Annotated in this window: 28 protein-coding genes, 1 tRNA gene and 3 pseudogenes; 17 read left to right on the forward strand and 15 right to left on the reverse strand. The window is 36.4% G+C overall.

The genetic code is table 11. The features are described from left to right. Window positions 1-52: 52 nt before the first annotated feature. Window positions 53-223, reverse strand: a pseudogene (locus tag HT724_RS03275) (transposase); the annotation flags it as partial. Window positions 224-481: 258 nt separating this feature from the next. Here HT724_RS03275 and HT724_RS03280 point away from each other — a divergent pair. After that, window positions 482-1243, forward strand: coding sequence for an IS110 family transposase (locus HT724_RS03280; protein ID WP_173276253.1), 762 nt, complete (start codon window positions 482-484; stop codon window positions 1241-1243). 1051 nt (window positions 1244-2294) lie between these two features. Here the strand turns inward: HT724_RS03280 and HT724_RS03290 are convergent. The 7 genes from HT724_RS03290 to HT724_RS03320 form a co-directional block, all read right to left on the reverse strand. Then, window positions 2295-2594, reverse strand: a complete 300-nt coding sequence (locus HT724_RS03290) for a YbaB/EbfC family nucleoid-associated protein (RefSeq protein WP_173226979.1) — start codon at window positions 2592-2594, stop codon at window positions 2295-2297. A gap of 210 nt (window positions 2595-2804) precedes the next feature. Next, window positions 2805-3161, reverse strand: coding sequence for a DUF6287 domain-containing protein (locus tag HT724_RS03295; RefSeq protein WP_240156714.1), 357 nt, complete (start codon window positions 3159-3161; stop codon window positions 2805-2807). Then, window positions 3161-4075, reverse strand: coding sequence for a hypothetical protein (locus tag HT724_RS03300; protein ID WP_173276251.1), 915 nt, complete (start codon window positions 4073-4075; stop codon window positions 3161-3163). Before HT724_RS03300 ends, HT724_RS03295 begins: the two co-directional genes overlap by 1 nt. Before the next feature lie 116 nt (window positions 4076-4191). Further along, complete coding sequence (locus HT724_RS03305; RefSeq protein ID WP_240156715.1) at window positions 4192-4521, reverse strand: hypothetical protein; 330 nt, start codon at window positions 4519-4521, stop codon at window positions 4192-4194. Between the two features lie 4 nt (window positions 4522-4525). Further along, entirely contained in the window at window positions 4526-4990 is a 465-nt protein-coding gene (locus tag HT724_RS03310; protein WP_173276250.1) for a hypothetical protein, read from the reverse strand. Window positions 4991-5023: 33 nt separating this feature from the next. After that, entirely contained in the window at window positions 5024-6424 is a 1401-nt protein-coding gene (locus HT724_RS03315; RefSeq protein ID WP_173276249.1) for an N-acetylmuramoyl-L-alanine amidase family protein, read from the reverse strand. A gap of 46 nt (window positions 6425-6470) precedes the next feature. Continuing rightward, window positions 6471-7721: a CAP domain-containing protein gene (locus HT724_RS03320; protein WP_173276248.1), complete on the reverse strand. Its 1251-nt coding sequence runs from the start codon at window positions 7719-7721 to the stop codon at window positions 6471-6473. A 250-nt stretch (window positions 7722-7971) separates the two neighbouring features. On the opposite strand from HT724_RS03320, the gene HT724_RS03325 reads away from it, so the two are divergent. The 3 genes and pseudogenes from HT724_RS03325 to HT724_RS03335 form a co-directional block, all read left to right on the forward strand. Beyond that, window positions 7972-8877 (forward strand): helix-turn-helix transcriptional regulator, encoded by a 906-nt coding sequence (locus HT724_RS03325; RefSeq protein WP_173276247.1) that lies wholly within the window; start codon window positions 7972-7974, stop codon window positions 8875-8877. Between the two features lie 11 nt (window positions 8878-8888). Further along, entirely contained in the window at window positions 8889-10286 is a 1398-nt protein-coding gene (locus HT724_RS03330; protein WP_173276246.1) for an N-acetylmuramoyl-L-alanine amidase, read from the forward strand. A 168-nt stretch (window positions 10287-10454) separates the two neighbouring features. Then, a pseudogene (locus HT724_RS03335) lies at window positions 10455-10899 on the forward strand (EfeM/EfeO family lipoprotein); the annotation flags it as partial. 153 nt (window positions 10900-11052) lie between these two features. Here HT724_RS03335 and HT724_RS03340 read toward each other — a convergent pair. The 4 genes from HT724_RS03340 to HT724_RS03355 form a co-directional block, all read right to left on the reverse strand. Continuing rightward, window positions 11053-11412: a type II toxin-antitoxin system RelE/ParE family toxin gene (locus tag HT724_RS03340; protein ID WP_000639592.1), complete on the reverse strand. Its 360-nt coding sequence runs from the start codon at window positions 11410-11412 to the stop codon at window positions 11053-11055. After that, window positions 11402-11686 (reverse strand): type II toxin-antitoxin system RelB/DinJ family antitoxin, encoded by a 285-nt coding sequence (locus HT724_RS03345; protein ID WP_173214141.1) that lies wholly within the window; start codon window positions 11684-11686, stop codon window positions 11402-11404. The genes HT724_RS03340 and HT724_RS03345 overlap by 11 nt, the downstream gene beginning before the upstream one ends. A 176-nt stretch (window positions 11687-11862) precedes the next feature. After that, window positions 11863-12105, reverse strand: coding sequence for a type B 50S ribosomal protein L31 (locus tag HT724_RS03350; RefSeq protein ID WP_000710764.1), 243 nt, complete (start codon window positions 12103-12105; stop codon window positions 11863-11865). A gap of 95 nt (window positions 12106-12200) precedes the next feature. Further along, complete coding sequence (locus HT724_RS03355) at window positions 12201-13136, reverse strand: bifunctional oligoribonuclease/PAP phosphatase NrnA (protein WP_173276245.1); 936 nt, start codon at window positions 13134-13136, stop codon at window positions 12201-12203. Window positions 13137-13239: 103 nt separating this feature from the next. Between HT724_RS03355 and HT724_RS03360 the strand changes: the two genes are divergently transcribed. The 6 genes from HT724_RS03360 to HT724_RS03385 all read left to right on the forward strand — a co-directional run bounded on the left by HT724_RS03360 (window position 13240) and on the right by HT724_RS03385 (window position 15339). After that, window positions 13240-13683: a flavodoxin gene (locus tag HT724_RS03360; RefSeq protein WP_001162128.1), complete on the forward strand. Its 444-nt coding sequence runs from the start codon at window positions 13240-13242 to the stop codon at window positions 13681-13683. A 115-nt stretch (window positions 13684-13798) separates the two neighbouring features. Continuing rightward, window positions 13799-14065 (forward strand): chorismate mutase, encoded by a 267-nt coding sequence (locus HT724_RS03365; RefSeq protein WP_020902342.1) that lies wholly within the window; start codon window positions 13799-13801, stop codon window positions 14063-14065. Then, a complete protein-coding gene (gene crcB, locus HT724_RS03370; protein ID WP_173276244.1) occupies window positions 14062-14436 on the forward strand; it encodes a fluoride efflux transporter CrcB in 375 nt (124 codons plus the stop codon). Before HT724_RS03365 ends, crcB (HT724_RS03370) begins: the two co-directional genes overlap by 4 nt. Continuing rightward, the gene (gene crcB / locus HT724_RS03375) at window positions 14430-14759 is read left to right on the forward strand and encodes a fluoride efflux transporter CrcB (protein ID WP_173276243.1); all 330 of its coding nucleotides are present in this window, start codon (window positions 14430-14432) and stop codon (window positions 14757-14759) included. The genes crcB (HT724_RS03370) and crcB (HT724_RS03375) overlap by 7 nt, the downstream gene beginning before the upstream one ends. A 118-nt stretch (window positions 14760-14877) precedes the next feature. Continuing rightward, window positions 14878-15225, forward strand: a complete 348-nt coding sequence (rplS, locus tag HT724_RS03380; RefSeq protein WP_001068669.1) for a 50S ribosomal protein L19 — start codon at window positions 14878-14880, stop codon at window positions 15223-15225. A gap of 42 nt (window positions 15226-15267) precedes the next feature. Next, window positions 15268-15339, forward strand: a tRNA-Arg gene (locus HT724_RS03385). A gap of 56 nt (window positions 15340-15395) precedes the next feature. Here the strand turns inward: HT724_RS03385 and yidA are convergent. Both yidA and HT724_RS03395 read right to left on the reverse strand, forming a co-directional pair. Continuing rightward, complete coding sequence (gene yidA, locus HT724_RS03390) at window positions 15396-16202, reverse strand: sugar-phosphatase (protein WP_173276242.1); 807 nt, start codon at window positions 16200-16202, stop codon at window positions 15396-15398. A gap of 12 nt (window positions 16203-16214) precedes the next feature. Beyond that, the gene (locus tag HT724_RS03395; protein WP_173276241.1) at window positions 16215-17519 is read right to left on the reverse strand and encodes an HD domain-containing protein; all 1305 of its coding nucleotides are present in this window, start codon (window positions 17517-17519) and stop codon (window positions 16215-16217) included. 71 nt (window positions 17520-17590) lie between these two features. On the opposite strand from HT724_RS03395, the gene HT724_RS03400 reads away from it, so the two are divergent. The 7 genes from HT724_RS03400 to ffh all read left to right on the forward strand — a co-directional run bounded on the left by HT724_RS03400 (window position 17591) and on the right by ffh (window position 25371). After that, the gene (locus HT724_RS03400; protein WP_173276240.1) at window positions 17591-17968 is read left to right on the forward strand and encodes a DUF1934 family protein; all 378 of its coding nucleotides are present in this window, start codon (window positions 17591-17593) and stop codon (window positions 17966-17968) included. A 230-nt stretch (window positions 17969-18198) separates the two neighbouring features. Beyond that, window positions 18199-20346, forward strand: a complete 2148-nt coding sequence (locus HT724_RS03405; protein ID WP_173276239.1) for a Dam family site-specific DNA-(adenine-N6)-methyltransferase — start codon at window positions 18199-18201, stop codon at window positions 20344-20346. Beyond that, window positions 20343-22355 (forward strand): AlwI family type II restriction endonuclease, encoded by a 2013-nt coding sequence (locus HT724_RS03410; protein ID WP_173276238.1) that lies wholly within the window; start codon window positions 20343-20345, stop codon window positions 22353-22355. Before HT724_RS03405 ends, HT724_RS03410 begins: the two co-directional genes overlap by 4 nt. A gap of 96 nt (window positions 22356-22451) precedes the next feature. Then, on the forward strand, window positions 22452-22751 hold the full coding sequence (locus tag HT724_RS10195; RefSeq protein WP_240148119.1) for a hypothetical protein: 300 nt from the start codon (window positions 22452-22454) through the stop codon (window positions 22749-22751). Continuing rightward, complete coding sequence (locus HT724_RS10200; protein WP_240148118.1) at window positions 22735-23061, forward strand: hypothetical protein; 327 nt, start codon at window positions 22735-22737, stop codon at window positions 23059-23061. The genes HT724_RS10195 and HT724_RS10200 overlap by 17 nt, the downstream gene beginning before the upstream one ends. A gap of 394 nt (window positions 23062-23455) precedes the next feature. Continuing rightward, the gene (locus HT724_RS03420) at window positions 23456-23788 is read left to right on the forward strand and encodes a putative DNA-binding protein (RefSeq protein WP_050208479.1); all 333 of its coding nucleotides are present in this window, start codon (window positions 23456-23458) and stop codon (window positions 23786-23788) included. Between the two features lie 11 nt (window positions 23789-23799). Beyond that, window positions 23800-25371, forward strand: a complete 1572-nt coding sequence (gene ffh, locus HT724_RS03425; protein WP_173276237.1) for a signal recognition particle protein — start codon at window positions 23800-23802, stop codon at window positions 25369-25371. Between the two features lie 311 nt (window positions 25372-25682). Here ffh and HT724_RS03430 read toward each other — a convergent pair. Next, a pseudogene (locus tag HT724_RS03430) lies at window positions 25683-25925 on the reverse strand (solute carrier family 23 protein); the annotation flags it as partial. Window positions 25926-25938 lie beyond the last annotated feature (13 nt).

A 25938-nucleotide genomic window follows, 5' to 3' on the forward strand; every position in this document is an offset into this window, starting at 1 on the left:
AAAGTCTTTAAAATTAAAGGCTCTTTGTCAACTGTAGTGGGTTGAAGAAAAGCTAAGCTCGAGAAAGGACAAATTTCGTCCTTTCTTTTTTAATGTTCAGAGCGATAAAAATCCGTTTTTTGAAATTTTCAAAGTTTCGAAAACCAAATGCATTGCGTTTGATAAGTTTGATGAGATTATTGGTCGCTTCCAGTTTGGCGTTAGAATAGGGTAGTTGAAGGGCGGTGATGCTTTCTTTAGAAAGATTCTAAAAAAACTCTAAGCAGGCAGAGCCTGCTAACTCATGACAGAAAAAGAAGTTTAGCTTATAATGAAGATGAACAATACAAATCCGTGGTGTCTAATAGGGCTTTTCCTAGCCTGTTAAAAAAACTGGATGAACAAGAGTCATGAGATAACTCGAATATGCCTTGAGCATGAAAATAAAATTACTAGTAGCCTCTTGTTCTATTGTTCAAATAGTTAACAGGAGGTTTTTATAATGGAAGTCATGATTGAAACGTGTTGTGGTATTGATGTCCACCAAAAATCCATTGTTTGTTGTATTCTAGATGGTCCACTAGATACTAATAAGCCAAAGAAAATTCAGAAGAAATTTGGGACAACTACTGTAGCTCTTCACAATGCCTTAGATTGGTTGGTGGAAAACCATGTCACACATGTCTTTTTTGAAAGTACTGGGCAATATTGGCTCCCTCTCTTTAATATCTTTTCAGATTCTAATCTCGTCTTGGTACTTGCCAATCCTCAACATATCAAGAATGTGCCTGGTCGAAAAACAGACATGAAAGATGCCGAATGGATTGCTCAACTCGGCCGTTGCGGACTAATTGAACCTTCCTATATCCCTGCTCCTGAAGTAGTACAGCTTCGTTTACTGACACGTCGCATGCGTTCTTACAAGCAGCGTCAAACTCAAGTCAAAAATGAAATTCACAATCTCTTACAACGGGCTAATATCAAGCTAACAAGTTATCTTTCTGATATTTTTTCTAAGACAGGGCGATCACTTTTAAAATTATTTATTAACGGAGAAAGCATTAATGTAGAATCTGTTATCCCTTGTATCCAAAAGCGAGTGAAAGCAAGTCCAGAAGAACTTGTTGAAGCGATGGAAGGAAAGTTGTCACTAGAAGATCGCTTCCTCTTAGACCAGAGCTTAGAGGAATATCAGATGTATCAGGAACTCATTGAAAAATTGACCGATGAGATTCAACACTGCATCGAAAAGGAGTTTCCCTGAGGAAAATAGGATACTTCAAACCATTCCTGGTGTGAATGAAAACTGTGCTGCCACTATTCTAGCTGAGATTGGACCAACTGTTACAGCCTTTCCATCCGATGCACACTTAGCATCCTGGGCTGGACTATGCCCAGGATCTTATGAGAGTGCTGGCATTAAAAAATCCTCACACATTACGCAAGGAAATCGATATATCAAACAGGCTCTGACCATGTCGAGATTAATTGTAGCACATTCTAAGGATCCAGCTTTTTCTTCTTTTTACAATCGAATTTCCCAAAGAGGAAGCAAGATGAAGGCGATTATTGCTTGTGCTCATAAGATTCTCAGAATCATTTACAAACTACTCTCCACCAAACAGACTTATCAAAAAGAAAAGGCGCTAGGACTGAGGAAACAGTTCTATCGCCCAAACTAAAAAAATTTCAATTACAGTATAGCACAGGAAGTGATTTTTTGCGCTTTTTTACTGTCTTTTTTCAAATAAAAGCCTGAAAGCGAGGATAGGCTAGCTTTAGATTCTTCTCAATGAGTACGCAAAACCTTACTTTAGAAGTAAAACTGTAAGAGATTATAGTGGTGCTTTCATTCTTCTTAGCAACTCAAGAGTGTCTCTATAATCTTTTTAGTAGGTAAGCACATACGAAAAGTCGGCGATACAATAGTTTACTACTATGATATTAGCAGAGTTTGATGACTATGTACTCATGAAATCTTTGATTAAATTGCTTCATGGCTTGGCATGACTTACAACTTGCATTAAGTATTGAAGTAGAACAGTCTGGTGGACTGCTTTAGCCGGAATTTAGGAATATAATAACAAATGGTAAAAAAGATTAAGAACGATTTTAGCGTCTAGGGCTTAGTATGAGAAAAAAGTTTTCAATATCAAGCAGTTGTGATAAAATGTAGTTGTTCCATATGATTCTTTTTAATGAGTTGTTTGATCGCTTTTCATTATAGGTCGTATGGTGCTTTTTTTCTACACAAAAATAGGCTCCATAAGATCCATAGGGATTTACCCACTATAAATATTACAGAGCCTTTTTTATTAGAATGGCAATTTCCCGGCGAAAGCACCTAATTTTTTCTTAGTCGTTTCATCGATTTGTTTAAGAGCAGAGTTGATGGCTTGAACGGTCATATCAGAAAGGGTTTCGAGGTCTTCTGGGTCAACGACAGCTGGATTGAAGTCAATGCTGACAACTTTCTTATCTCCAGTTAAGGTCGCTTGAACAAGATCTTGAGCAGATTTGCCAACAAATTGCATAGCTGCAAGTTCAGCTTGGCTTTGTTCCATTTGTTTTTGAAGTTTTTGTGCTTGACGCATCATGTTTTGCATGTTCATCATGGTGATTTACAGTTTCCTTTTACAATTATTTTCTTTTCTATTTTATCAATTTTAAGGTTAAAAGTCTAATCTTTTTTCTGAGTGAATTCATCTAGTAGCGAAAGGAATGTAGAGGAAATAAAAATATAGGATAGATATTCTAAGAGAATAAGAATATTTATCCTATATAGATACTAGATATTCTATGGCAACTTTAAGGGGTTACCGTCATTATTCTACCTTGTAGAAAAATCCGTCAGTGTGGTCATTGATAAGTTGTTGTCCAAACCATAAACGATCTTGTGTGATATCAGATGAGTCGGTATAGCTATTATCTGTAGAAGAGGTGACAGACATGGTTATAGGGATTCCTGCTGGTAAAAAGGCAATAGCTGCACCAGCACCTCCATCTTTAGAAACAGAATTTGCCTTAAGATAGTAGTCAATTTTTCCAGCATGTTCAATTGAAATCTTGGAATGATCACTTACTAAACCATTTTTGTTAAAGGTGAATTCAATACCTGTACGATTCCTCCAAGTTCCTGCGACACTAGAAAAATCTCCATTTTGAATTGCAGAAATAATCATTACTTTTTATCAACAGTAATATTTTTTAAATTTGTTTTAGGCTTGTCAAGCGTGAAGAGTGTATTTTTATTAGTTCGAATTGCAATTGTATTTTCATGGTCTTTGTTTACTCCAATATTGAAAGTAGAATCGTAGATATCCATAGCATAAAATAGAGAAACACCAAAACCATTGTCTTCAGTTGTAGGGAAGTAATTTTTTAGTGGATTTGAAAAATCAATTTTCTTATTTTTCTTATCAAATATTGTTCCAGTATATTTTAAAGATTCATAAGCAGTCTGATTTCCGCTGCCATCTGTTTTTAAGTTTATAGAATACGAACCAGTACCAGGTTTGGAGAATTCTGTAAGTTCATTGGAATTTTCTAATGCCTGTATAGTTTTTTTATGTCGTTCAATTCGTTGCTCATGTTCCTCAGCTGAACCATTTGCTATTCCAACTGCTCCTTCAGGATATTTGTCTAGTTTTTCTTTATATTCATCTAATTCCTTTTGTGTAAGTTCTAGATCTTCTTTGTAATAATTGACGAGATTATCATAATAAGTTTTTATGTTTTGCTTATGAAGTTCTTTAGCTTTTTCAATAACTTCCTTGTCAGATAATTTACTAGCATCGCCTAATGTTAAATATTTACTATTTTTACTTCCACGTAAATCATATGCTGTAATGGTTTCATTTTTTGCAACTAATAAAAATTGGATTCTAGTTTCTTTTGAGGTTGATTTAGAATTTTCTAAATCATAGATAATGGTTTCATTTTTTGATAAGTATTCAGCAAATTCAGTACTTTTGCTTTTTGAAGATACTTGTTCTATTTGTTTTTCTTCTTGATTACTTTGAGACTTAGTATGAGTACATGCAGTCAGAATGCACCCTGAAAGAAGTAGTGAAATTAAAACTATTTTGCGATTCATATAAAATTCTCCGTTAGTTACTATTTGTATTGGTAAAAATTAAATTATTGTGTATGAAGATAAGTAGTTAATAAAATTATTTTTTCATTATCAAAGAACTCCTAAAACAAACATTATTAAATAAATAGTTTACCGTCTTGGTCTAAATCATACAAGCTATACTGTAATCCAGTGTATTCCTTAGGATAAGTGTTTTTCAAGTTTGCTTTTGAATTGACCTCTATATGTGAAGTTGACGAACCATCTAATACTTTGGCATATTCTTTAAGGACAGGATTATATAGGGTGTAATCAGGTTTCTTCTCTTCCGATGTAGAAGAAGTTGAACTAGTACTTGAAGCAATTGCTTCAGAACTTGCTGAGGAAGTGTTTTCGCTCTGATGTTGGCAAGCCGTTAAAATAGAGATAGTTAAAATACTAATACTGAATAGAAATAATTTTTTCATATGTTTAATCTTGCAATTCTAAACCTTGGGCATCTTGGTGCCATTTGCTACCAGTTTTAGATGTTAAAACTTGAATAGTAATCATAATATTCCAAATAGCATTTGCCAGTAAAATAAATGGAAGCAACATAGGAATGGCAGCAAGCAGAGTTATAACGATACGCTTGTATCCTTGTTTAGCATTTCCAATATAAAAATCGTAGGCACCAAACTCTCCTAAAAATAGGGCAAATAAGGCTGCGGCCAGTTTAGATTTATCACTTACTCCATTTGAATGTTGACTAAAGGTAGATGGAGATGTGTTATCTATTTTTGAAACAATATACTCGTCACCGTTTTGATAAAATTCTACATAATCACCTACTTGTGGTTCAAAACCAAAACTTTTTCTTGAAATTGCAGTAAATTGACCATTATCACCTTTTCCAACATAAACTGTTTCATTTTCAATTTTTATAACTTTGTCCATATAATTGTCTCCTTAATCTATTTCTATTGTATGTTAAACCCACTCACCGTTGTAATTGACACGATAACCGTCAGGTGTAGTTGTATTGATTGCTAGGGCACCAGAGCTATAGGCATAGTACCATTTGCCAGATACCTTCATCCAGCCTGTTTTCATAGCTCCTGAGTCTTGAAGATAGTACCAGCTACCGTTATCTTTGACCCAACCTGTCTTCATCGCACCTGAGCCGTCGAGATAGTACCACGTGCCGTTGTCTTTTACCCAGCCAGTTTGCATCCAACCAGAGTTATCAAAACGATACCAAACACCATTGATTTTTTCCCAGTCATTAGTTGTATAAGTGCCATCTTCGTGTTTATACCACCAGCGACCATTCGAATACATCCAAGTAGATTTAGACTGATGGGTCGTCATGGTTGTATCCGTGTTAGAATAGTTTCCAGATGACGAACTTGTAGAAGTTGACGAGCTAGATGGATTCGAACCTGATTGAGTTGTGGTGTTAGTATTTGAATTTGTTGAAGGATTTCCGATAGTCACCTCTTTTCTAACTTTAAAGACACGTTTTCTATTATCAACTGAGTGATCGTGCGGAGAGCCAGCTTCTCCAGACATCTCCAAGATGTATGTTCCGGCAGGAAACTGTCTGATATCGAAAACATCCCCTTTAAATTTATTACTATAAATTAAAGGCAAAAGAAATTGGTCGTTGACGTCATTAGTTAGACCACTAAAGATGACATCATTATTATGTTGGTACACAATCTTTCCGGTAGCCTTATCAATTAGAGTAACATTTCCTCTAGCTGCATTATCTCCTCCGTGTTGTAGTGGCTCTGAGAGTACACCTTCAAAATTAAATCCAAAATGATGAATTTCAACCTTTGTAATTGTTGCTTCTATTTGTTTTTCAGTACTCGTATTCGAGATAGTATTTGCTTGATTAGTTGATAGGACCTCTAGTTTGGTTACATAAGTGTAAAAAGGACCTCCTTTCCCCAGATTTTCTCTAACGTCAGCAGTTAACTTATAGCGAGTACCATTTAGTTCAAACTTCATAGTATAGATACCATAGTCTGTTGCTTTAAAGACAATCGTTTTTCCGTTAAATCTAGCGATACCATTGGATTCAAAACTTGCAAATTGCTTAGAAAATTCTTGTCTATAAGCTTTGTCTACATAATCAACCGTTATAAATTCACTATTACCATTAGAAAACGCTCCGAGTTGTGCTTTTCTTTTTTCTACAAGTGTCACATCTGTTGCGACTAAATCTGTATCACGATAGCCAATAGCAGGGACTTCAACATAAGCATTGGCTGCTGGAGACCATTCCTTGACCATCGGAATGTCTGCGGCATTGACACTTGAAATTGTAGCTCCTGTTGCTACAAGTGATAAAACTGCTGTAGTAGTTAAAACGATTTTTTTCATAATTTTTGTTTTCCTTTTCTTTTTATCTATTTTTTATAATCTTATCCTACACCCATTCACCATTGTAATTTACGTGATAACCGTCTGGTGTAGTCGTATTGATTGCGAGTGCACCAGAGCTATAGGCATAGTACCATTTGCCAGATACTTTCATCCAGCCTGTTTTCATAGCGCCTGAGCCGTCGAGGTAGTACCAGCTACCGTTATCTTTGAGCCAGCCAGTCTTCATAGCACCTGAACCGTCGAGATAGTACCAACTACTGTCTTTTACCCAGCCTGTTTGCATCCAGCCAGAGTTGTCAAAGCGATACCATCTGCCGTCGATTTTTTCCCATCCATTACTCGTGTATGAGCCGTCATTATGTTTAAACCACCAACGTCCGTTTGATTGAATCCAACTTCCGAAGTATTGGGAATGATTGAACCAACTTCTTAGTCGATTAAGAAATTCGGCAGGGTCATTGGTCTCATCGTCTAGTTTCTGACTTGAATTTGTATTTGCAGTTTTGGTTTTATGATTTCCGATTGCCTTCAAGTCTTTGTCAAAAAGATTCGCTTTGGTCGCAAATGTTTGAATTTGCGAAGAATCGGCTTCTGTGTATTGAATGGCTTTTCCATAACCACCAGCTAATTCTTCAGAGCCACCAGATGATGTTCCGAAACTTTGTGCAACGGTAATCCAACTATTTTTAGGATTATCAAAGGCTGCCAAACCCATATAGGTCAATTCTGGATTGATTAAGGATTCATAATGTCCAGTTTGAGCAGAGACACTTGCTCCACTAAGAGATTTGACGTAATCTGCTTTTTCTTCATACCATTGATTAATAGCCGTCATAAATCCATCATAGTTCCAAGCTAAATTTTCGGCTAGTGAAAAATTTCCTGAAGGCCAGGCACTCCAAATATCTTTATTAGATAAACGTTTATGATTCTTAGTTACAGAAGCTTCTGCTGCACGAGAAAAGGCTGTTTTCTCTAGTGCAGTTGACCATTTGATGGGAACGTAGCTACTGACTATTCCTTCCGTAACAGCTTCTTTTCTGATAGCATTGATACGGTCTAAAATAGCCTGCTTATCTGGCGTCAAGAAAGTCCCTTCAATTCCAACTAAGCTAGTACCGGCAGAATTGATATTTACCTCAGAGTTCATGATATGATAAGATTGACCATTGATTTCTTGAGTGGAAACCAGTCTATCATTAGCGGCTACTGATTGTGGTGCAAGTGTTCCAGCTCCTAACAATGAAAGTGCTAGTACTGTTGTAAGTGTGAATTTTTTGGTTTGTTTGTTCATTTTGTCTCCTCTTGATTTTTCTTATAAATGTTTTTATGATAAGCGAGTTCTACCATCTCCTTTATAATAATTTATATCTAGTATACTAAGAAACTTTATTAAATTTAAAAAAACTACGAAAAAATACGTTTTTCTATATCAACACCCCAAAATCAAGGTGAAATAGAACGTTTTCGTAGTTTTTCTCCTATTTGCTTATGATTAGTGTATAATATAAAAGTGAAGTTAAAATAAAATAAGGGAGAAAGTTATGTCTACAAATTTCGGCCCCGCGCTTAAAAAGATGAGAGAAGAGAGAGGATTTACCTTAAAACAAGTAGCTGGTACAGCGATTAGCCCTAATAATTTAAGTAAGTTTGAAAAGGGCGAAGCTATGATTAAAGCAGATACTTTCTTTAAAATCTTTGAAAATCTGAATATTGTTTCTAATGAAGACATCATCCTTGTGGTTTCCATGCAAAATGAAGAGACAACCAAATTAGTCGAACATAGAAATGATCGAACTTTGGAGTCTGATGATGCCAAAGATACAGTCAAAGATGATGAAAATCCTTATGTTAGAAATTTCCTTCATCTACTAACTCTCATATCTACTGAAAAAATGCTAACTGAAGAGGATTGGGAAATTCTTGAACAACTAAAAGAGCAGTTGTTTTCTATGGATTACTGGTTACCTTTTGATTTTCATGTATTTCAACGCTTAGGTACTTTATTTGATTTTCCTCTTCAAATGTATCAACAAAAAGAAAAAGAAGTTTTTGAAATTCTTACAAGTAGCCTTCCTTTAGCTACAAATCAAACCCATATGTTGGTGGATGTACTTCGAATAATTGTTAAATACTATTCTGAAAATGCTTATTATGATTTGGCACAACAATTGATAGATAAAATTGAATTGTATCGTATAAAGTATTGCAGGATTTTTGTCCATACTGGTTACTATTTACCTCTATATCCTTTTATGACTATCAAGATGTATGAGGTGTATAATCTTCTTAGACAAAATAAAATAGAGGGGATAAAACTAGGACATCAGATTATCCAACATCTTGATACCATGAAAGTCTTATTTCCAGAAAATGAAATTTTATCCTTAAAAAACTCCTTCATAAAGGAAGTTAAAGAACTCAATAACACAGGGATTCCATTCTCCTAGAAAGGTTATAAATGAAATCATATAAGAAATTTACGATTCTTGCTCTGGCTCTTCTTGGATTTACTAGCCAAACAGTTCTAGCTAATGATGCTAGTCATTCTACGAATAACTCTACCGGTAGTTCAGCTACTAGCTCTGCAAATGCTTCTCAAGCAACTACAGAAAACCAGCCAATGACTCCTAGTTCGAGTGAGCAGGAGACAAAGCCAACTCTTCCTACTGAGTCTAAGCTACAAACTGGTTGGGTAAAAGAAGACGGGGAGTGGACTTATTATAGTCAAACGGGTGTCAAATTTACAGATACTCTTTATGAGGGCTACCTATTTGATAAGAATGGTTACTTACTTGAAAATAGCTGGTATCAGATGGCTAACAAGTGGTACTACGCCAGTGGTTCAGGAAAATATCTGTCTAACCAATGGAGTCAAATCAATGGTAAGTGGTATGCATTTGATCAAAATGGTGCCATGATGGCTAATATCTGGAAGGGAAATTATTACCTAAAGTCCAGTGGGGCTATGGCAGATAAAGAATGGGTGTACGATCCTAACTACTCTAGCTGGTTTTATCTCAAGTCAGGCGGACACTATGCTGAGAAGCAATGGGTTGGCTCTTACTATCTAAAATCTGGTGGCTACATGGCTCACAAAGAGTGGCTTTATGATCAAGATTATCAAGCTTGGTATTATCTTAAAGAAGATGGCGTTTATGTCACTGGAACTTATACTATTGATGGAAGTAGTCATTTTTTCAAAGATAATGGTAAATGGGTGCAAGAACTTCCAAAAGGATTTGAAAAGGGGCGCTATAGTAAGACTATTTTCCTAGATCCTGGGCATGGTGGACGTGATTCGGGTGCTTACTATTATGGAATAGCTGAAAAAGATTTGAATCTACAGGTCTCTCGTAAATTACGGAAACGTTTAGAAGAATTGGGCTATACAGTTTTAACATCTCGTGATAGTGATGTGGATGTTGACTTTGTGACAGAGCGTTCTCGTATGGTAAATAAGACGAATGCAGACTTCTTTATTAGTATTCATTTTAACGCTACTGGGAATGACACAACACTGAATCTGGGAATACAGACTTATTCTTATAAGGAAGATGCAGGTTACCCGAGCAAGATTAACCAGTACTGGCACAATAATCCAGACCGAATGAGTGAAAGTAATCGTTTGGCCGCTGACCTTCATTCATCTCTCTTGACCGAGACAGGAGCTAGAGATGCTGGGCTTTTGCAAGCCACCTTCGCTGTTCTTCGTGAGACTGCGAAACCTGCTGTGTTATTGGAGTTGGGTTATATGGATAATCCAGAAGAAAACCAACGAATCCGTAGTGATCAATACCAAGATAAGTTAATTGAAGGCATTATTAAAGGAATTCAAAAATATTACGCTGGAAATTAAGAAACTAGATCAAACTAAGCTTTGGAGATTTTCCTAGGCTTAGTTTTTTGCATTTGTAATGCTATTCACAACATTAAATTTTCTGAAAATTTAATGAAAGATGAGTGAAAACATGGTATAATGAAACGTAAAATTAATTCAGGTTTCCTGAATCGATAGGAGTATACAATGAAAAAACTAGGTTTTGTCCTTTTATCTTCAGCCTTGCTATTGACAAGCTTGTGCTGTTAGGTTTGAAAAATCAGCAGATACAAGCGATTCATCTAAGGTTACAGTCTTGTCTGAAGACAAGTAGAAAATGCTTGATAAGGCCACTGCTGACTATAAGACTTTTGTGCAAGAGCAAATCGATAAACTTTTGACAGATACGGAAGGTTTTGTCAAACTTTTGAAAGAAGGTAAGTTAGAAGAATCCAAGAAGGTCTATTCATTGATTCGTATGTCTTATGAGCGTTCAGAACCAATCGCTGAGAGTTTTGGTGAGTCAGATGTCAAGATTGACTTCCGTTTGGCAGACTACATGGACGAAAACAAGACAGAAGAAGGATGGTCAGGTTTCCACCGTATCGAGCGTATCCTTTGGGAAGGTAATACAACTAAAGGAACTGAAAATCAAGATAAGGAAGACTAAATCTGCTCTAATAAAAAAACTTTGTTCTCTAGAAACCATCGTGTGGCTAGCTAGAGTGCAAAGTTTTTTTGAGTTTTTTATGAAAATGAAGATTGTGTTCCTTATAAGTACAAGGTTATAAGAGAGCAGTGGATATTAAAATGATGATTTTGAGTTTTTGTTATTTTTGCTTTGGAGCAAGGTAACATAGTCACTTTTGGTGTGGAATAAGTGGGAAAGAAAAACAGTTCTTTGAGTTTGGTCGATAAAGTAAAGCAAGATATACTGACCGATAATTTTTCCTCGCGTAGGGTACTTACTGTTGATTTTTAGTCCTATTTTTTCATCTGCATCAAAGCCAGCTTCAGGAAAAGTTTCTAAACTTTTTAAGCCGTCTAAAATTTTGGCTACAGTATTCTTAGCCGACTGGGGTGATAAAAGAACAGTGCTGATGTAGTTATGGATACTGTCAATTGCCTGACTCACTTCAGTAGATAGAATCACTTTATAAATCATATCGTAGCCTCATGTCATCTAGGGGAGTTCCTTGTCCGGATTCATATTCTCTTAAGGCGCGTTCAGATTGGGCTTGTAGCTCCTGAATCAATCGTTCACGGTGTAAATCTTCTGCAGTTTTTATTGGCAAATCTTGTTCGAGAACAATCTGCTCGATAAAAAGACTAATAGCATCCGTCATAGTCATTCCTTTTTCCTTGATGATAGCTCTAGCTTGTTCCATTGATGACTCATTGATTTTAAAATTGTACTGTTTAGTAAGTGATGTCGTCATGGTATATCTCCAATCTATACTATATATAGCTAGTATATATCTTTTATATTTTTTAGGCAAGAGAAAACTTTGTACTCTAGAAACTACCGAGAGTGCAAAGTTTTTTAGTTTGGAACATGAAAATAGCAGTTGATTTCAAGAAATAAAAAAGAACAGCCGAAGCTGTCTTTCTATCATTATTTGAGACCGTATTTTTTGTTGAAACGATCCACGCGTCCATCTGCTTGAGTGAACTTTTGACGTCCAGTGTAGAATGGATGTGAGTCTGATGAAATTTCCACACGGATCAATGGGTAAGTTTCGCCTTCGAACTCAACTGTTTCGTTAGAGCGTTTTGTTGAACCGCTAAGGAATTGGTAACCAGTAGTTGTGTCCATGAAGACAACTGGGCGATATTCTGGATGGATATCTTTTTTCATTTTGCAATATTTCCTTTCTGCCATGGTCTCTTTGCGAGCCATAGATTGTTACCATACTAGTCTATCAGATTCTGAAAAGTTTGGCAAGTATTTTATCAGTTTTTAAGCAAGTTTTTTAACTTTTGGTAGATGATTTCGTTTTCTTCTAGGCTATAGGAATTGGCACCGCTTGCTAGAGGGTGGCCTCCACCATCATGTTCTTTGGCAATTTCATTGATAGGATGGATTTTACTGCGTAAGCGGACACGGTAGTGGCCATCAGCCTGCTCCACAAAAATTCCCCAGAGACTCACACTATCAATACGTCCAGGTGCTCCAACAATGGCTGCAGTTTCAGCATCAGTAACATTAAATTGTTTCAAGACTTCTTGACTCAGGATAACACGAGCAGCACCATTTTCATCCACTTCCAGATGGTCGTAAATGTAGCCTTGAAGTTTAGCAATTTTGTAGCTCATAGTGTCCATTTTTCGAGTGAGAGCCGCAAAGTCAAAGTTATGTTCTCTTAGATAGGCAGCCAGGCGAAGAGTCCGTGCAGTGGTAGAAGGGTAGAGGAAGCGACCTGTATCACCAACAATTCCTGCAAAGAGCAACTCAGCAGCGCGATCTGACAAGGTCAGCTGGGTTGTTTGAGCAAATAGGGTAATCATCTCACTAGCGCTGCTTGAACTAGTATCTACCCAAGATAGGTCACCGTATACATCATCATTTGGATGGTGGTCAATCTTAATGAGAAAACCACTTTGACTATAGCGCTTATCATCGATACGAGCAGTATTCGCCGTATCACAGACGATGACAAGGGCTCCTTGGTAGGCACTATCTTCAACAAGATCCATCTCAGCCATCCAAGTAAGAGTTGGTTCATCAAAACCTACGGCTTTGATGGTTTTTTCAGGGAAATGATGTTTGAGAAGAGCTTTCAATCCCACTTGACTTCCCAAGGCATCAGGATCTGGTTTCATATGACGGTGAATGATAATCGTGTCGTATTCTTTAATTTTTTCTAAAATTTGATGGCAAATTTCCATAAATAACCTCAATTCTTTCTCATTTCATTGTAGCACAAGAATTTTTATTTTTAAAATGAAAAAGATGTGATATAATGGAGAAAGATAAATTGAGGAGGACGATATGGCATTAGCAAAAATTGTATTTGCCAGTATGACCGGTAATACCGAAGAAATTGCAGATATTGTAGCAGATAAATTACGTGACTTGGGCTTGGATGTCGATGTTGATGAATGTACAACTGTTGACGCTTCAGACTTCTTGGAAGCAGACATCGCTATCGTTGCGACCTATACTTATGGTGATGGAGAATTGCCAGATGAGATGATGGACTTCTACGAAGACCTAGCAGATCTCAACTTGAATGGCAAAATCTACGGAGTGGTCGGCTCAGGAGATACCTTCTACGATGAATTTTGTAAGGCTGTAGATGACTTTGACCGTGTCTTTGTGTCAACAGGAGCAGAAAAAGGTTCAGAGTGTGTTAAAGTTGATCTTTCTGCCGAGGAAGAAGATATTGAACGCTTGGAACAATTCGCAGAAGAATTGGCTGCTAAAGTAGGATAAGCATAAACGTGCGCTGATGCAAACAATCAGTGCATTTTTCTTATCGTGAGTTGGGATTTTACTAGCCTATTTGATGGCTTTTTGATACAATAATTCAAATAAAGGAGGAGACTGTATGGATTTAGATATTATTCGGCAAGAGATTGATCAAATCGACGACCAAATCGTTAAGCTCTTAGAAGAACGAATGCATTTGGTTGAGGGGGTTGTCGCTTATAAGAAGGCTTCAGGGAAACCAATTTTAGATACCAAGAGAGAAGCAATTATCTTTGAAAAGGTTAGGAGTCGTGTAGAGGATAAGCGCTATCAGGAGACTATTGTCGCGACTTTTTCGGACATACTCAAACGTTCGCGTGATTATCAGGATCAAAATATCAAATGAAAAAAGAACAATTTTATCCGCTAGGGATTTTTCTAGCTGCTATGTTGGGCGGATTGGTCCGCTACCTAGTTTCCACTTGGTTACCAGCCAGTCCAGACTTTCCTTGGGGTACCCTTCTTGTTAACTATCTGGGTATTTTCTGCTTGGTTTATCTTGTCAAGGGCTATTTGATCTATAAGGGAACCAGTAAAGGCGTTATTTTAGCTCTGGGGACTGGTTTTTGCGGAGGTTTAACAACCTTTTCTAGTCTCATGCTTGATGCTGTAAAATTACTGGATACAGGGCGTTATCTTAGTTTAGTTATGTATTTGCTTTTGAGTATCGGTGGAGGCCTGCTCTTGGCTTATTTTCTAGGGAGGAAGAAATGGTAATCGTCTATCTTGCAATTGCTTGTGGTTTCGGAGCTTTAGTGCGCTATTTCTTTTCCCGCTATAATCAAGCATTTAAACTGCCCATCGGAACGCTCATAGCCAATCTTCTAGGTTGTTTTTTGATTGGATTATTCTACAATCATGTGGAGTCTAAGGAAGTCTATGCTATGCTAGCAACTGGATTTTGTGGCGGTTTGACAACTTTTTCGACCTTGAATGACGAACTCCAAAGACTGTTAAGTGATAAGAAGGTATTTTATTCTTATTTAGCTTTGACCTACCTAGGTGGTTTGATTGCGATTTTTTTAGGAATTCTGCTATAAATTTCTTTACTTTTTTGTGGAAATTTGGTAAACTGTATCTTGTGTGTAATGGACGCACAAAAATACAGTTTATCCGCTGAGGAAGGTTCCTCAAGATTGACAAAGATAGGAGAATAAAATGAATCCATTAATCCAAAGCTTGACTGAAGGTCAACTTCGTACAGATATCCCATCATTCCGTCCTGGTGACACTGTTCGTGTACACGCGAAAGTTGTCGAAGGTAACCGTGAACGTATCCAGATTTTTGAAGGTGTTGTTATCGCACGTAAAGGTGCTGGCATCTCTGAAAACTACACAGTTCGTAAAATCTCTAACGGTGTAGGTGTTGAGCGTATCTTCCCAATCCACACTCCACGTGTTGAAAAAATCGAAGTTGTTCGTTACGGTAAAGTACGTCGTGCGAAATTGTACTACTTGCGTGCTCTTCAAGGTAAAGCAGCTCGTATCAAAGAAATCCGTCGTTAATTCGACTGAAAAACTCTGCTTCTTCAGCAGAGTTTTTATCTAGCTCCCTTAGTTCAATGGATATAACAACTCCCTCCTAAGGAGTAGTTGCAGGTTCGATTCCTGCAGGGGGCATGTAATTAGACATTCAAAAACCGCTCAACTGAGCGGTTTTAGTCTATTCTTTCCTTTTACAGTACCCATGTACGGATGGCATGGGCAACGCCGGATTCGTCATTTGTTTTGGTAATGTATTTGGCGATTTTTTTGATTTCTGGATTTCCAGTTTCCATGACAACGGGATTTCCAACAACTTCCAGCATGGCACGGTCATTTTCTTCGTCACCGATAGCCATTGTTTCATCTTTGGTCAATCCAAGTTTTTCAGCTAGGTGAGTAATAGCTGAACCCTTGTCCACATTCTTTTTAAGGAGTTCGAGGTAGAAAGGAGCAGATTTGTTGATGGAGTAGCGTTCGTAAAATTTTGCTGGGATTTTTTCAATCGCATCATCAAGGATTTCTGGTTCATCGATAAACATACACTTGACGATTTCCTTGTCAGCCATTTCTTCAGGAGTGCGGTAAAAGATGGGCATGCTGACGAGGGTTGATTCGTGCACTGTGTATTTTCCGATATTGCGATTGGCTGTGTAGATGCCGTCCTTGGTAATAGCGTGCATGTGGACACCGAGCTTACGACTGAGAAATTCCATATCCAGATAATCCTCATAGGTCAAGGATTCGCTGATAATCTCATGACCTGTAGAGGTTTCTTGGACAAGGGCACCATTGAAGGTCACCACATAGTCACCCTCGTCTCTCAACTGCAAGTCGTCCAGAAGTTTGGCAACACCTGCGATAGGGCGGCCAGTTGCAATCACGACTTTGACACCAGCTTGTTTGGCATCTTGTATGGCAGAAAAGACTTCAGGAGTGATTTCCTTTTGGCTGTTGACTAGGGTTCCGTCGATATCGACGGCAATTAGTTTAATACTCATAAATTTCCTCTTCTAGTTTTTATTTGGAGTAAAATGATCGTTCTCAATCAAGTGTAAAAATTGCTGGGTAATGCTAGCAAAGATGCTGTTTTGGTCCAACATTTCTTTTGGAAAATAGAAACGATTATCTCCGTGGCGACTACCAGCAAGGGATTGGACGATAGGAGACAGGCTAGAGAGTTCGGCCAGTTGACCATTTTTTTGTAAAATCTCAATCTGTGTCCGTGGATTTTCAGATTCGGGACGATAGATATCATAAGGGAGGTCAAAGTTCTTATGAATGGCAGTATAGTAGTCGGGATCAAAGCCGATATCCTCAACCAATTTTCTCATGCTAGCGAGTTGGTCTTGATCTTCTTGTGAAAAGGTAATGGATTTAAAGACCTTGCGGTTGACAAAGCGTTGCGACAAGTCTGCGAGAATCTTGTCAGGACTGGTCATCCAGAGATGGAAGTAGGTATTCATCACACCATCATCCAGAGCTAGATAGTCAGACAAGGTCACATTTTTTTCAAAGAAAGGCAGGAGATGTGGAGATGTTCGTGCAAAGAAGTCCTTATCTTCTGGATAAAGTTCCTTAGCCCGTTTGAGAAGGTTTTGAAGGAGGACCTCCATGGCGCGTGTTGCTGGGTGGAAATAAACCTGCATGTACATCTGGTAGCGACTGAGGACGTAGTCTTCGATGGCGTGCATGCCATTGCGCTGAAAGGCGATACCATTTTCGATAGGACGAATGACTCGGAGGATGCGAGTCAGGTCAAATTCTCCATAAGATGCTCCCGTAAAATAGGAGTCACGCAAGAGATAGTCCATGCGGTCTGCATCAATTTGACTGGAAATGAGTTGCACGACCTGCTTGTTAGGATAGGTATGGTCAATGACACTGGCTACCTTTTCTGGGAAATCAGGTGCCACTTGTAGCAGGACTTGATGAATTTCCGTCTCAGGACTTTGGATAATCTCCTGAGTAATGGCTTCGTGGTCTGTATCAAAGAGATGTTCAAAAGTATGGGAGTAGGCACCATGTCCAAGGTCATGTAGGAGAGCAGCGGTCATGGTCAAGAGAGACTCAGCAGGATCCCATTCTTCAGGATATTTTTCTTCAAAAATCTCCGTGATGCGTCGAGCAATCTCATAGACTCCTAGACAGTGAGAGAAGCGACTGTGTTCTCCACCATGGAAGGTATAACTGGAAGTTCCCAGTTGCTTGATACGGCGCAAACGTTGAAATTCTTTTGTATTAATTAAGTCATAGATGATTTGATTATTGACATGGATGTAGTTGTGAACTGGGTCACGGAATACTTTTTCGTTCATATGACCATTATAGCAAAATCCTGCTCTTTTTGGTAAAATAGTAGGATAAGAGACAAGAAAGAGGACTCGATGTGAAGATTCGGATGCGAAATACGATTCAGTTTGATGATCAGTTGGAAGTGATTGACCAGCTTTATGACGTGGAAGTGCATGAAAAAGGAGATTATAGCTACCTGCTTTTTTATAATGAGGAAAAGGAAAAAGTAGTTATTAAATTTCATGGTCAAGAGCTGGTAATGAGCCGATTTTCCAATCCCAAGACCATTATGCGCTTTCTAAAGAATAGCGATAGTTTAGCCTACATTCCTACACCTATGGGCATGCAGGAGTTTATCATCCAAACCAGTCGTTATCAAGTTGATGGGCAAAAGATTGAACTAGATTATCAACTACAAAATCAAGAGGGGTACCCCTTTGCCAGCTATCAATTGGAAATTACTTGGGGATAGTCTCTTGTTTCTTTCAAATTTACCTGGCTATCTTCTCGGATTAGCCTGCTAATGTGGTAGATTAGGGATAATATCCAAATTTCATACAGCAGTTATATTGTTATGTACACAGAGATTAGTTTTGTACTAGTCTCTTTTTCTTTATTTTACCGAATTTTACGAAGACTATTGGTTGGATAATCCTCTCAAATATGGTATACTCATTACTGTAAAAGGAGATGGATGCCTAGATGCTGAAAACACAAGAAATTGCCGATAAATATGGTATAACAAGACAGACATTGAATAATTGGATGCAAAAAGGAATAATTTCCCAACCTCGAAAAAATAATCGTTCTGCTTATGAATGGGAAGAAGAAAATGAACAAGAGATTATGAGAGTAATTTCGGAAGAAACTCCTGTAAAATACCATGTTTCAAATAGAGAGTTATTAAAAATTGGAAATCGACGTTATCTTGGAAGTAAACAAAGGATGCTTGATTTCATATTAAAGACAGTGTCAGAAAATATTGGAAGTATCGATAGTGTAGCGGATATATTTGGTGGGACAGGTGTTGTTGCAGACTTATTTAGAAAACAGAATAAAAAAGTTATAGTGAATGATATACTCTATAGCAATTTCGTTTCTTTTCAAACTTGGTTTTCGAATGAGAATGTAGACATTCATAAAGTTTCTCATATAATTGATGAATTAAATAATTTACCTCCTAAAAAGGGTTATGTTTCTAAGAATTTTGGTGGTGCATATTTTTCTGAAGAAAATGCTGGAAAGATTGACTCAATTCGTGAAGAAATTGAAAAATATAAATCTGGTAACCAGAGAGAATATTTCATGTTACTAACCAGTCTATTGTATGCTATGGATAAAGTGGCTAATACTGTAGGTCATTATGACGCTTATAGGAAAAAAATTGATTCTTGCAAGGAAATATATTTAAGAATTCCTGAATATAATGAAAACAAACAGAATGAAATTTATAATAAAGATGCCAATGAATTAGTTAAAGAAATTTATGCAGATCTTGTTTATATTGATACTCCATATAATTCCCGTGGCTATGAAAATGCCTACCATGTTTTAGAAAATATTGCTGAATGGAAAAAACCAGACGTAGAAGGTGTAGCAAAAAAAGCAGTCAATCGTTCAGAAAAAGGGTCGGATTATACAAAAAGTAAAGCTCCTCAAGCTTTTGAAGATTTAATTCTAAACATTAATGCTAAGTATATATTGGTTAGCTATAACAATATGAATAAAAAAGGGAATTCCCGTTCAAATGCTAAAATTTCAAACGAAGAAATAATTGAGATTTTATCAAAACGAGGTAAGGTTCAAGTATTTGAAACTGATTTTTCACCTTTCACAACTGGTAAATCTAAAATTGAAAATCACAAGGAATTGCTATATTTATGCATAATTTCTCCAGAGAAAAAAGAAAAAAAGTTAATCAAGAGCGCTCTTAACTATACTGGAGGAAAGTATAAATTACTCCCTCAGTTATTACCTCTTTTTCCTGAAAGGTACAATAATTTTATTGATTTATTTTCTGGTGGAGCAACGGTGGCAGTTAATCTTGCTAATATTAATAAATTAAAAATGAAAAAGTATATCATCAATGATATAAGCAAGGAAGTGATCGATTTTTATAGATATTTAGAAAATCAAAAAGATGTAACGGTATTTTTGAATAGAGTAGAGAAAGCTATAGAATTTTATAAACTTTCGAACACACAGAAGTATAGCTACGATTACTACGGTGTAAACAGTTCTGCAGGACTGGGTTCTTATAATAAAGAGGCTTTTCTAAAACTTCGTCAAGATTACAATAAGAAAAATTATGATAAATTTGATAAGGAAGTGTTATTTTATCTATTAATTGTATTTGGTTTTAACAATCAAATCAGATTTAATAATAAAGGAGAGTATAATCTTCCTGTAGGTAAGCGTGATTTTAATGCTAATATGAAATCTAAACTAATTACGTTCATTCAAGTTTTACGAAATTACAATTTTATTATCCAATCTTGTGATTTTCGTAAAACTATAAATCAAGTAAATAAAGGAGATTTTGTATATGCAGACCCTCCTTATCGCATTACTACTGCTGCTTACAATGAAAATGGTGCGTGGACTTTAAAGGATGATTTGGATTTGTTTAAGTATTTAGACGGCGTGAATGATAAGGGGGCATATTTTGCCCTTTCTAATGTTGTAATACATAACAATAAAGAAAATAAAGAATTAATAAAATGGGCTTTGAAGTATAATTTACACGTATTGGATTACCATTACAATAATAGTAATTATCAGTCTAAAGCAAAAATGAGTAATACGGTTGAAGTCTTGATTACGAACTATAATTCGAAAGGTGATATATGAGATTAAAAGAGTCAACAAGCATTTTTAATATAGGTGATACGAGTATTCGTGTTAAAGAAGTTGTCCCTATCTACAAACAGATTTTAAAAACTCTTAAAAAGCATAATAAGTCAAATCAGAAATGGAACAATGAGAGCCAAGCAAGTTTTTATTCATCAGTTTTAAGCGATTTTGCAAAAGTTGAAACAGAGGATGGAATTAGCCTTTTTGGGAATTTGAATAGAAATGAAATAACTGGTTTAGACAAGAGAGGGAGAACTCTAACAAATGCTCTTGTCAAGATTGGTTTTATTAACTATGAAAGAAAATTATCTCAAGTCGGATTGAATTATATTTCTGAAACTGAGCAAGCTTTTGATAAATTAGAAGAGCTTTTTGGTTTAACAATTGATAATCTTGTTTATTTTAGGCAATTATTGAAGCTTCGTATATATGATAGCAACTCTGATAAATACTTCTATAATTTCCGTTTTGCTCTTGCTTTTTTGAATAGATATAGCAAAGTTCCTGTTAAAGATTTTCTATGGATAGTGGAAAGCATTAAACCAAACTTTTCTGAAGAAAAAATCAAAGTGATTATCGATAATTACCAATCTGTTTATGATAACAATAAAACTTTTGAACAGTATAGAGATGAAGAGTTTGCTAATCACATATTGATTCCTGAAAGAGTGAATGAAGCTCGCAAAATGTTTAGTACTAAAGATTTTGCGGATGAAAACTTCAAAAAACTTTTTCCAAATCGAAAGAATAGTAATAAAAGTTTAGAATATAAAAATTTTGTTCTTTCAATTATAAAATTTATAGAAGAAAAGACAGAGCGGTCATTTGAAGAAATGATGAGTCTTTCTAAACAAGATGCTATTAAGAAAGCTTTTGGAGATGGCAAGGCTGTTTTCAAGTATAAAAATAAAGATTCTATTCAAGATTTTATAACTAAAAATAGTGATAATCCATTGCTATCAGGTCAATATCTGGATATATATTATGCATTTGCATGGTCTAAGCATAATGATTTGATTAAAGAATACAGTGATATGTGTAAAAGAATATTTTCTTTATCTGGAGTAATCAGTTTTAATCAAGGAGTTGTATCGCTTGGTCAACCTTGGATTTTCCCTAAACTTTTTTCTCTACTAAATGAAAATTTTAATATATCGGGAGAAGAAAGTTATGAAGAATACGAAAATAATATAAAGAGTCCGTTCTATCAAGATATTTGCATATCGGATATTTTAGAATTATCTCATACGCAAGTCTTAGAAATACAAAATCAGATTGCAGAAGAATTTGGCGTTCCCGATATTTCAAATATCAAACAATTTGTAGCAGATCAACAGGAAAGAGAATTTAGACAATTTGTTGAACAAGAATTTGATATCACTAAAGTATCTAAAATTTTGAGTTTCATTTCTCAAAGAAATGACAAGAAAGTTCAAGAGCTTGTTACCGATAATGCTTTAGTTCCTACTATTTTCGAATATATACTGGCTATTGCATGGTATTATATATCAGATAAGAAGTTTCGACTGAGAAAATCTATGCAATTAACGTTTTCTGCTGATAATTTACCACTATCACATGCTAGTGGCAATAAAGGGGATATAGAGATTGAATATAATGATAAAATGCTTTTACTTGAAGCAACATTAATGGATAAATCAACTCAAAAGCGTGGTGAGTTAGAGCCAGTTATACGTCATTCTGTGAATTTAGCATTATCTACTAATAAACCGTTACAAACAATATTTGTAGATAATGAAGTAGATGATAATGTGGTTAATATTTTTAGGGCTACATCGTTTATTCAGCTAAATGGAACATTAACGAAAGGTAGCGTAAAAGGGCTAAATATCTTTGCTTTGACAATTCCAGAAATTATAAATATTTTGGATAGAAAGATTAACGAGCAGAGAATTTTCGAAAAATTAGATGATTTTTCTACTATCGAACCTTATAGGATAGAAAATGGATGGCGTGAAGAGATAGTATCTGAAATTTTAGCATAGCCTGTAGGAAATGCGAGTAATTATAGAGGTTTGTATAAGACAATTGATGTAGAAAGGTTTGTATTCAATGATTCAAAGAGGCTCAGAGTTTAGAAAATGGGATTTACATATTCATTAATCAAGAATGAAGGTGAGATTTTAGCTAAAATTGAGACATTTGAGAAACAAAGGGACAACTTCAATAAGTTAAAAGAAGAAATTATTTCGAAATATAAGGAATACTCTAATATTAGAACTGAATCGTTGAATAATTTCAAAATTGAAGATGATAGTGGAGATAATTTAAAGATTTCAGTCAATTTCTCTTTAATTGATTTAGATACTGAATTTGATTATGTGAGTGCTCGAGGTCGTTCGAAGCAAGACTTTATAGAAAAAAATGATAGATTCTTTTGATGAAGTTGTCGATTCAGTATTTTATGAGGATAGTCTTGTATTTAATGGAAACAGGGACAAATTCAGTCATATTGAACATTTCTTCACTACTAATTTTTACGAATATAGTTTTGAGATTGAATATCAAGGTGATAAATTTGAGCAGATGTCTCCTGGTAAAAAAGCGTTTATTGTATTAAAATTAATATTAGAGTTTTCAGATAGTAAAATCCCCGTATTAATTGACCAGCCTGAAGATAGTTTAGATAACAGAGCAATATATAGTGAATTGACAAAATACATCAAAAAACTAAAAAGAATCGACAAATAATCATAGTTACTCACAATCCTAATATAGTTGTATCTGATGATGCGGAAAATATTATTGTAGCTAATCAGCAATCTGATAATTCTCCGAATCAAAATGGTAAGAAGTTTGATTATGTAAATGGTGCTTTAGAGAACCGTAATAATGATTCTACATCTGAATTCATACTTCAAAAATACAACATCAGGGAACATGTATGTGATATTTTGGAAGGTGGAGAAGACGCCTTTATTAAGAGGGAAAATAAATACAGTATTAATGGCTGATAATAATTGTATTAATTAAAATGGAGAGCATTAATTTATAAAAGACACATGTTTATTTCTAGCAAACAGACTTTTTAAGGAGTTAGGATTGGTCATTGGACTGCCGGGTAATGTGTGGTATAATAAAAGTTATGGAAATTGAAAAAACCAATCGTATGAATGCGCTCTTTGAATTTTATGCAGCGCTTTTGACAGATAAGCAAATGAATTATATCGAGCTCTACTACGCTGATGATTACAGCCTTGCTGAGATTGCCGAGGAGTTCGGCGTTAGTCGTCAGGCTGTCTATGACAATATCAAGCGAACAGAAAAGATTCTGGAAGATTATGAGATGAAATTGCACATGTACTCGGATTACATTGTCCGTAGTCAGATTTTTGACCAGATTTTGGAGCGCTATCCCAAGGATGACTTTCTGCAGGAGCAGATAGACATTTTAACAAGCATTGATAATAGAGAATAAGAGGAAGAAACATGGCATTTGAAAGTTTAACAGAACGTTTACAGAACGTCTTTAAAAATCTACGTAAAAAAGGAAAAATCTCTGAATCTGATGTCCAAGAGGCAACCAAAGAAATTCGCTTGGCCTTGCTTGAGGCCGACGTTGCTTTACCAGTTGTGAAGGACTTTATCAAGAAAGTTCGTGAGCGTGCAGTCGGGCATGAGGTCATTGATACCCTTAATCCTGCGCAACAAATTATTAAAATTGTAGATGAGGAACTGACAGCTGTTTTAGGTTCTGATACGGCAGAAATTATCAAGTCACCTAAGATTCCAACCATCATCATGATGGTCGGTTTGCAAGGGGCTGGTAAAACAACCTTTGCAGGTAAATTGGCCAACAAACTCAAGAAAGAAGAAAATGCCCGTCCTTTGATGATTGCGGCGGATATTTACCGTCCTGCGGCTATTGACCAGCTGAAGACACTGGGGCAACAGATTGATGTGCCGGTTTTCGCTCTTGGGACAGAAGTTCCAGCTGTGGAGATTGTTCGTCAAGGTTTGGCGCAAGCCCAAGCCAATCATAACGACTATGTCTTGATTGATACGGCAGGTCGTTTGCAGATTGATGAGCTTCTGATGAATGAGCTTCGTGACGTGAAAGCACTGGCTCAACCAAACGAAATTCTCCTTGTCGTTGATGCCATGATTGGTCAAGAAGCGGCCAATGTTGCGCGTGAGTTTAATGCTCAGTTGGAAGTTACTGGGGTCATCCTTACCAAGATTGATGGCGATACTCGTGGTGGTGCGGCTCTATCTGTTCGTCACATTACTGGAAAACCAATTAAGTTCACTGGTACAGGTGAAAAGATTACGGACATTGAGACCTTCCACCCAGACCGTATGTCTAGCCGTATCCTTGGCATGGGGGATATGCTCACTTTGATTGAGAAAGCTTCTCAGGAATACGATGAGCAAAAAGCCCTTGAAATGGCTGAGAAGATGCGTGAAAACACTTTTGATTTCAATGATTTCATCGATCAGTTGGATCAGGTGCAAAACATGGGGCCGATGGAAGACTTGCTCAAGATGATTCCAGGTATGGCCAACAACCCAGCCCTTCAAAACATGAAGGTAGATGAACGCCAGATTGCTCGTAAACGTGCTATTGTGTCTTCCATGACACCTGAAGAACGTGAAAATCCAGATTTGTTAAATCCAAGCCGTCGTCGTCGTATTGCCGCAGGTTCTGGAAATACTTTTGTAGAAGTCAATAAATTTATCAAAGACTTTAACCAAGCTAAACAACTCATGCAGGGTGTTATGTCTGGGGATATGAACAAAATGATGAAGCAAATGGGAATCAATCCAAACAACCTTCCTAAAAATATGCCAAATATGGGAGGAATGGATATGTCTGCCCTTGAAGGAATGATGGGACAAGGCGGTATGCCTGACCTGTCAGCTCTCGGAGGAGCAGGAATGCCAGATATGAGCCAGATGTTTGGTGGCGGACTAAAAGGTAAAATCGGTGAATTTGCCATGAAACAGTCTATGAAACGCATGGCGAATAAAATGAAGAAAGCTAAGAAGAAACGCAAGTAAGACAAGAGATTGAGCCAAATAAAGCAAATATTATAACAAAATGCATAGTATCAAGGTTTATGTGAATACCTGATATTATGCGTTTTTTGATTTTAATAATTTTGTTAAGACACTTTTATTATGATATACGAAAAAGAGTCTGGGACAAAAGTCTAACCTTAAATATAAAAAGCGAACAAAACAAGTTATCTGACACTCAGAATTCTGTCTTGTTCGCTTTTTTGTCTAACCTATCGATTTTAAAAATTTATAATAAAGAATTCCTAAAATCAAAATCTTTTTGTCCCAGACTCTTAGGTGTATTTAGATTCTTAATCTTTATTTTCGTATGGCAAGATCAAATTCAAGATGATTCCTGTCATAGCTGATAAGGCAGTTCCTGAAAGGGTAACTGGACCGAGTTTAAGGATAGCTCCTCCAAGTCCAAGAACCAACATAGCACTTGCGATGATGAGGTTACGCATTTGAGCGAAGTCAACACGTTCTTTAATCAAGACTTTCAAACCGTTGCTGGCGATAACTCCATATAGAAGGATTGACATACCACCAAGTACAGTTGACAAAGAG

The sequence above is a fragment of the Streptococcus sp. k-402 genome (assembly GCF_013277515.1).
In the GTDB taxonomy this organism is placed as follows: domain Bacteria; phylum Bacillota; class Bacilli; order Lactobacillales; family Streptococcaceae; genus Streptococcus.

Coding starts and splice junctions, on each gene's coding strand:
- HT724_RS03280 (WP_173276253.1), top strand. CDS start 482: ATGGAAGTCATGATTGAAACGTGTTGTGGTATTGATGTCCACCAAAAA.
- HT724_RS03290 (WP_173226979.1), bottom strand. CDS start 2,594: ATGATGAACATGCAAAACATGATGCGTCAAGCACAAAAACTTCAAAAA.
- HT724_RS03295 (WP_240156714.1), bottom strand. CDS start 3,161: ATGATTATTTCTGCAATTCAAAATGGAGATTTTTCTAGTGTCGCAGGA.
- HT724_RS03300 (WP_173276251.1), bottom strand. CDS start 4,075: ATGAATCGCAAAATAGTTTTAATTTCACTACTTCTTTCAGGGTGCATT.
- HT724_RS03305 (WP_240156715.1), bottom strand. CDS start 4,521: ATGAAAAAATTATTTCTATTCAGTATTAGTATTTTAACTATCTCTATT.
- HT724_RS03310 (WP_173276250.1), bottom strand. CDS start 4,990: ATGGACAAAGTTATAAAAATTGAAAATGAAACAGTTTATGTTGGAAAA.
- HT724_RS03315 (WP_173276249.1), bottom strand. CDS start 6,424: ATGAAAAAAATCGTTTTAACTACTACAGCAGTTTTATCACTTGTAGCA.
- HT724_RS03320 (WP_173276248.1), bottom strand. CDS start 7,721: ATGAACAAACAAACCAAAAAATTCACACTTACAACAGTACTAGCACTT.
- HT724_RS03325 (WP_173276247.1), top strand. CDS start 7,972: ATGTCTACAAATTTCGGCCCCGCGCTTAAAAAGATGAGAGAAGAGAGA.
- HT724_RS03330 (WP_173276246.1), top strand. CDS start 8,889: ATGAAATCATATAAGAAATTTACGATTCTTGCTCTGGCTCTTCTTGGA.
- HT724_RS03340 (WP_000639592.1), bottom strand. CDS start 11,412: ATGATTTATAAAGTGATTCTATCTACTGAAGTGAGTCAGGCAATTGAC.
- HT724_RS03345 (WP_173214141.1), bottom strand. CDS start 11,686: ATGACGACATCACTTACTAAACAGTACAATTTTAAAATCAATGAGTCA.
- HT724_RS03350 (WP_000710764.1), bottom strand. CDS start 12,105: ATGAAAAAAGATATCCATCCAGAATATCGCCCAGTTGTCTTCATGGAC.
- HT724_RS03355 (WP_173276245.1), bottom strand. CDS start 13,136: ATGGAAATTTGCCATCAAATTTTAGAAAAAATTAAAGAATACGACACG.
- HT724_RS03360 (WP_001162128.1), top strand. CDS start 13,240: ATGGCATTAGCAAAAATTGTATTTGCCAGTATGACCGGTAATACCGAA.
- HT724_RS03365 (WP_020902342.1), top strand. CDS start 13,799: ATGGATTTAGATATTATTCGGCAAGAGATTGATCAAATCGACGACCAA.
- crcB (WP_173276244.1), top strand. CDS start 14,062: ATGAAAAAAGAACAATTTTATCCGCTAGGGATTTTTCTAGCTGCTATG.
- crcB (WP_173276243.1), top strand. CDS start 14,430: ATGGTAATCGTCTATCTTGCAATTGCTTGTGGTTTCGGAGCTTTAGTG.
- rplS (WP_001068669.1), top strand. CDS start 14,878: ATGAATCCATTAATCCAAAGCTTGACTGAAGGTCAACTTCGTACAGAT.
- yidA (WP_173276242.1), bottom strand. CDS start 16,202: ATGAGTATTAAACTAATTGCCGTCGATATCGACGGAACCCTAGTCAAC.
- HT724_RS03395 (WP_173276241.1), bottom strand. CDS start 17,519: ATGAACGAAAAAGTATTCCGTGACCCAGTTCACAACTACATCCATGTC.
- HT724_RS03405 (WP_173276239.1), top strand. CDS start 18,199: ATGCTGAAAACACAAGAAATTGCCGATAAATATGGTATAACAAGACAG.
- HT724_RS03410 (WP_173276238.1), top strand. CDS start 20,343: ATGAGATTAAAAGAGTCAACAAGCATTTTTAATATAGGTGATACGAGT.
- HT724_RS10195 (WP_240148119.1), top strand. CDS start 22,452: ATGGGATTTACATATTCATTAATCAAGAATGAAGGTGAGATTTTAGCT.
- HT724_RS10200 (WP_240148118.1), top strand. CDS start 22,735: ATGATAGATTCTTTTGATGAAGTTGTCGATTCAGTATTTTATGAGGAT.
- HT724_RS03420 (WP_050208479.1), top strand. CDS start 23,456: ATGGAAATTGAAAAAACCAATCGTATGAATGCGCTCTTTGAATTTTAT.
- ffh (WP_173276237.1), top strand. CDS start 23,800: ATGGCATTTGAAAGTTTAACAGAACGTTTACAGAACGTCTTTAAAAAT.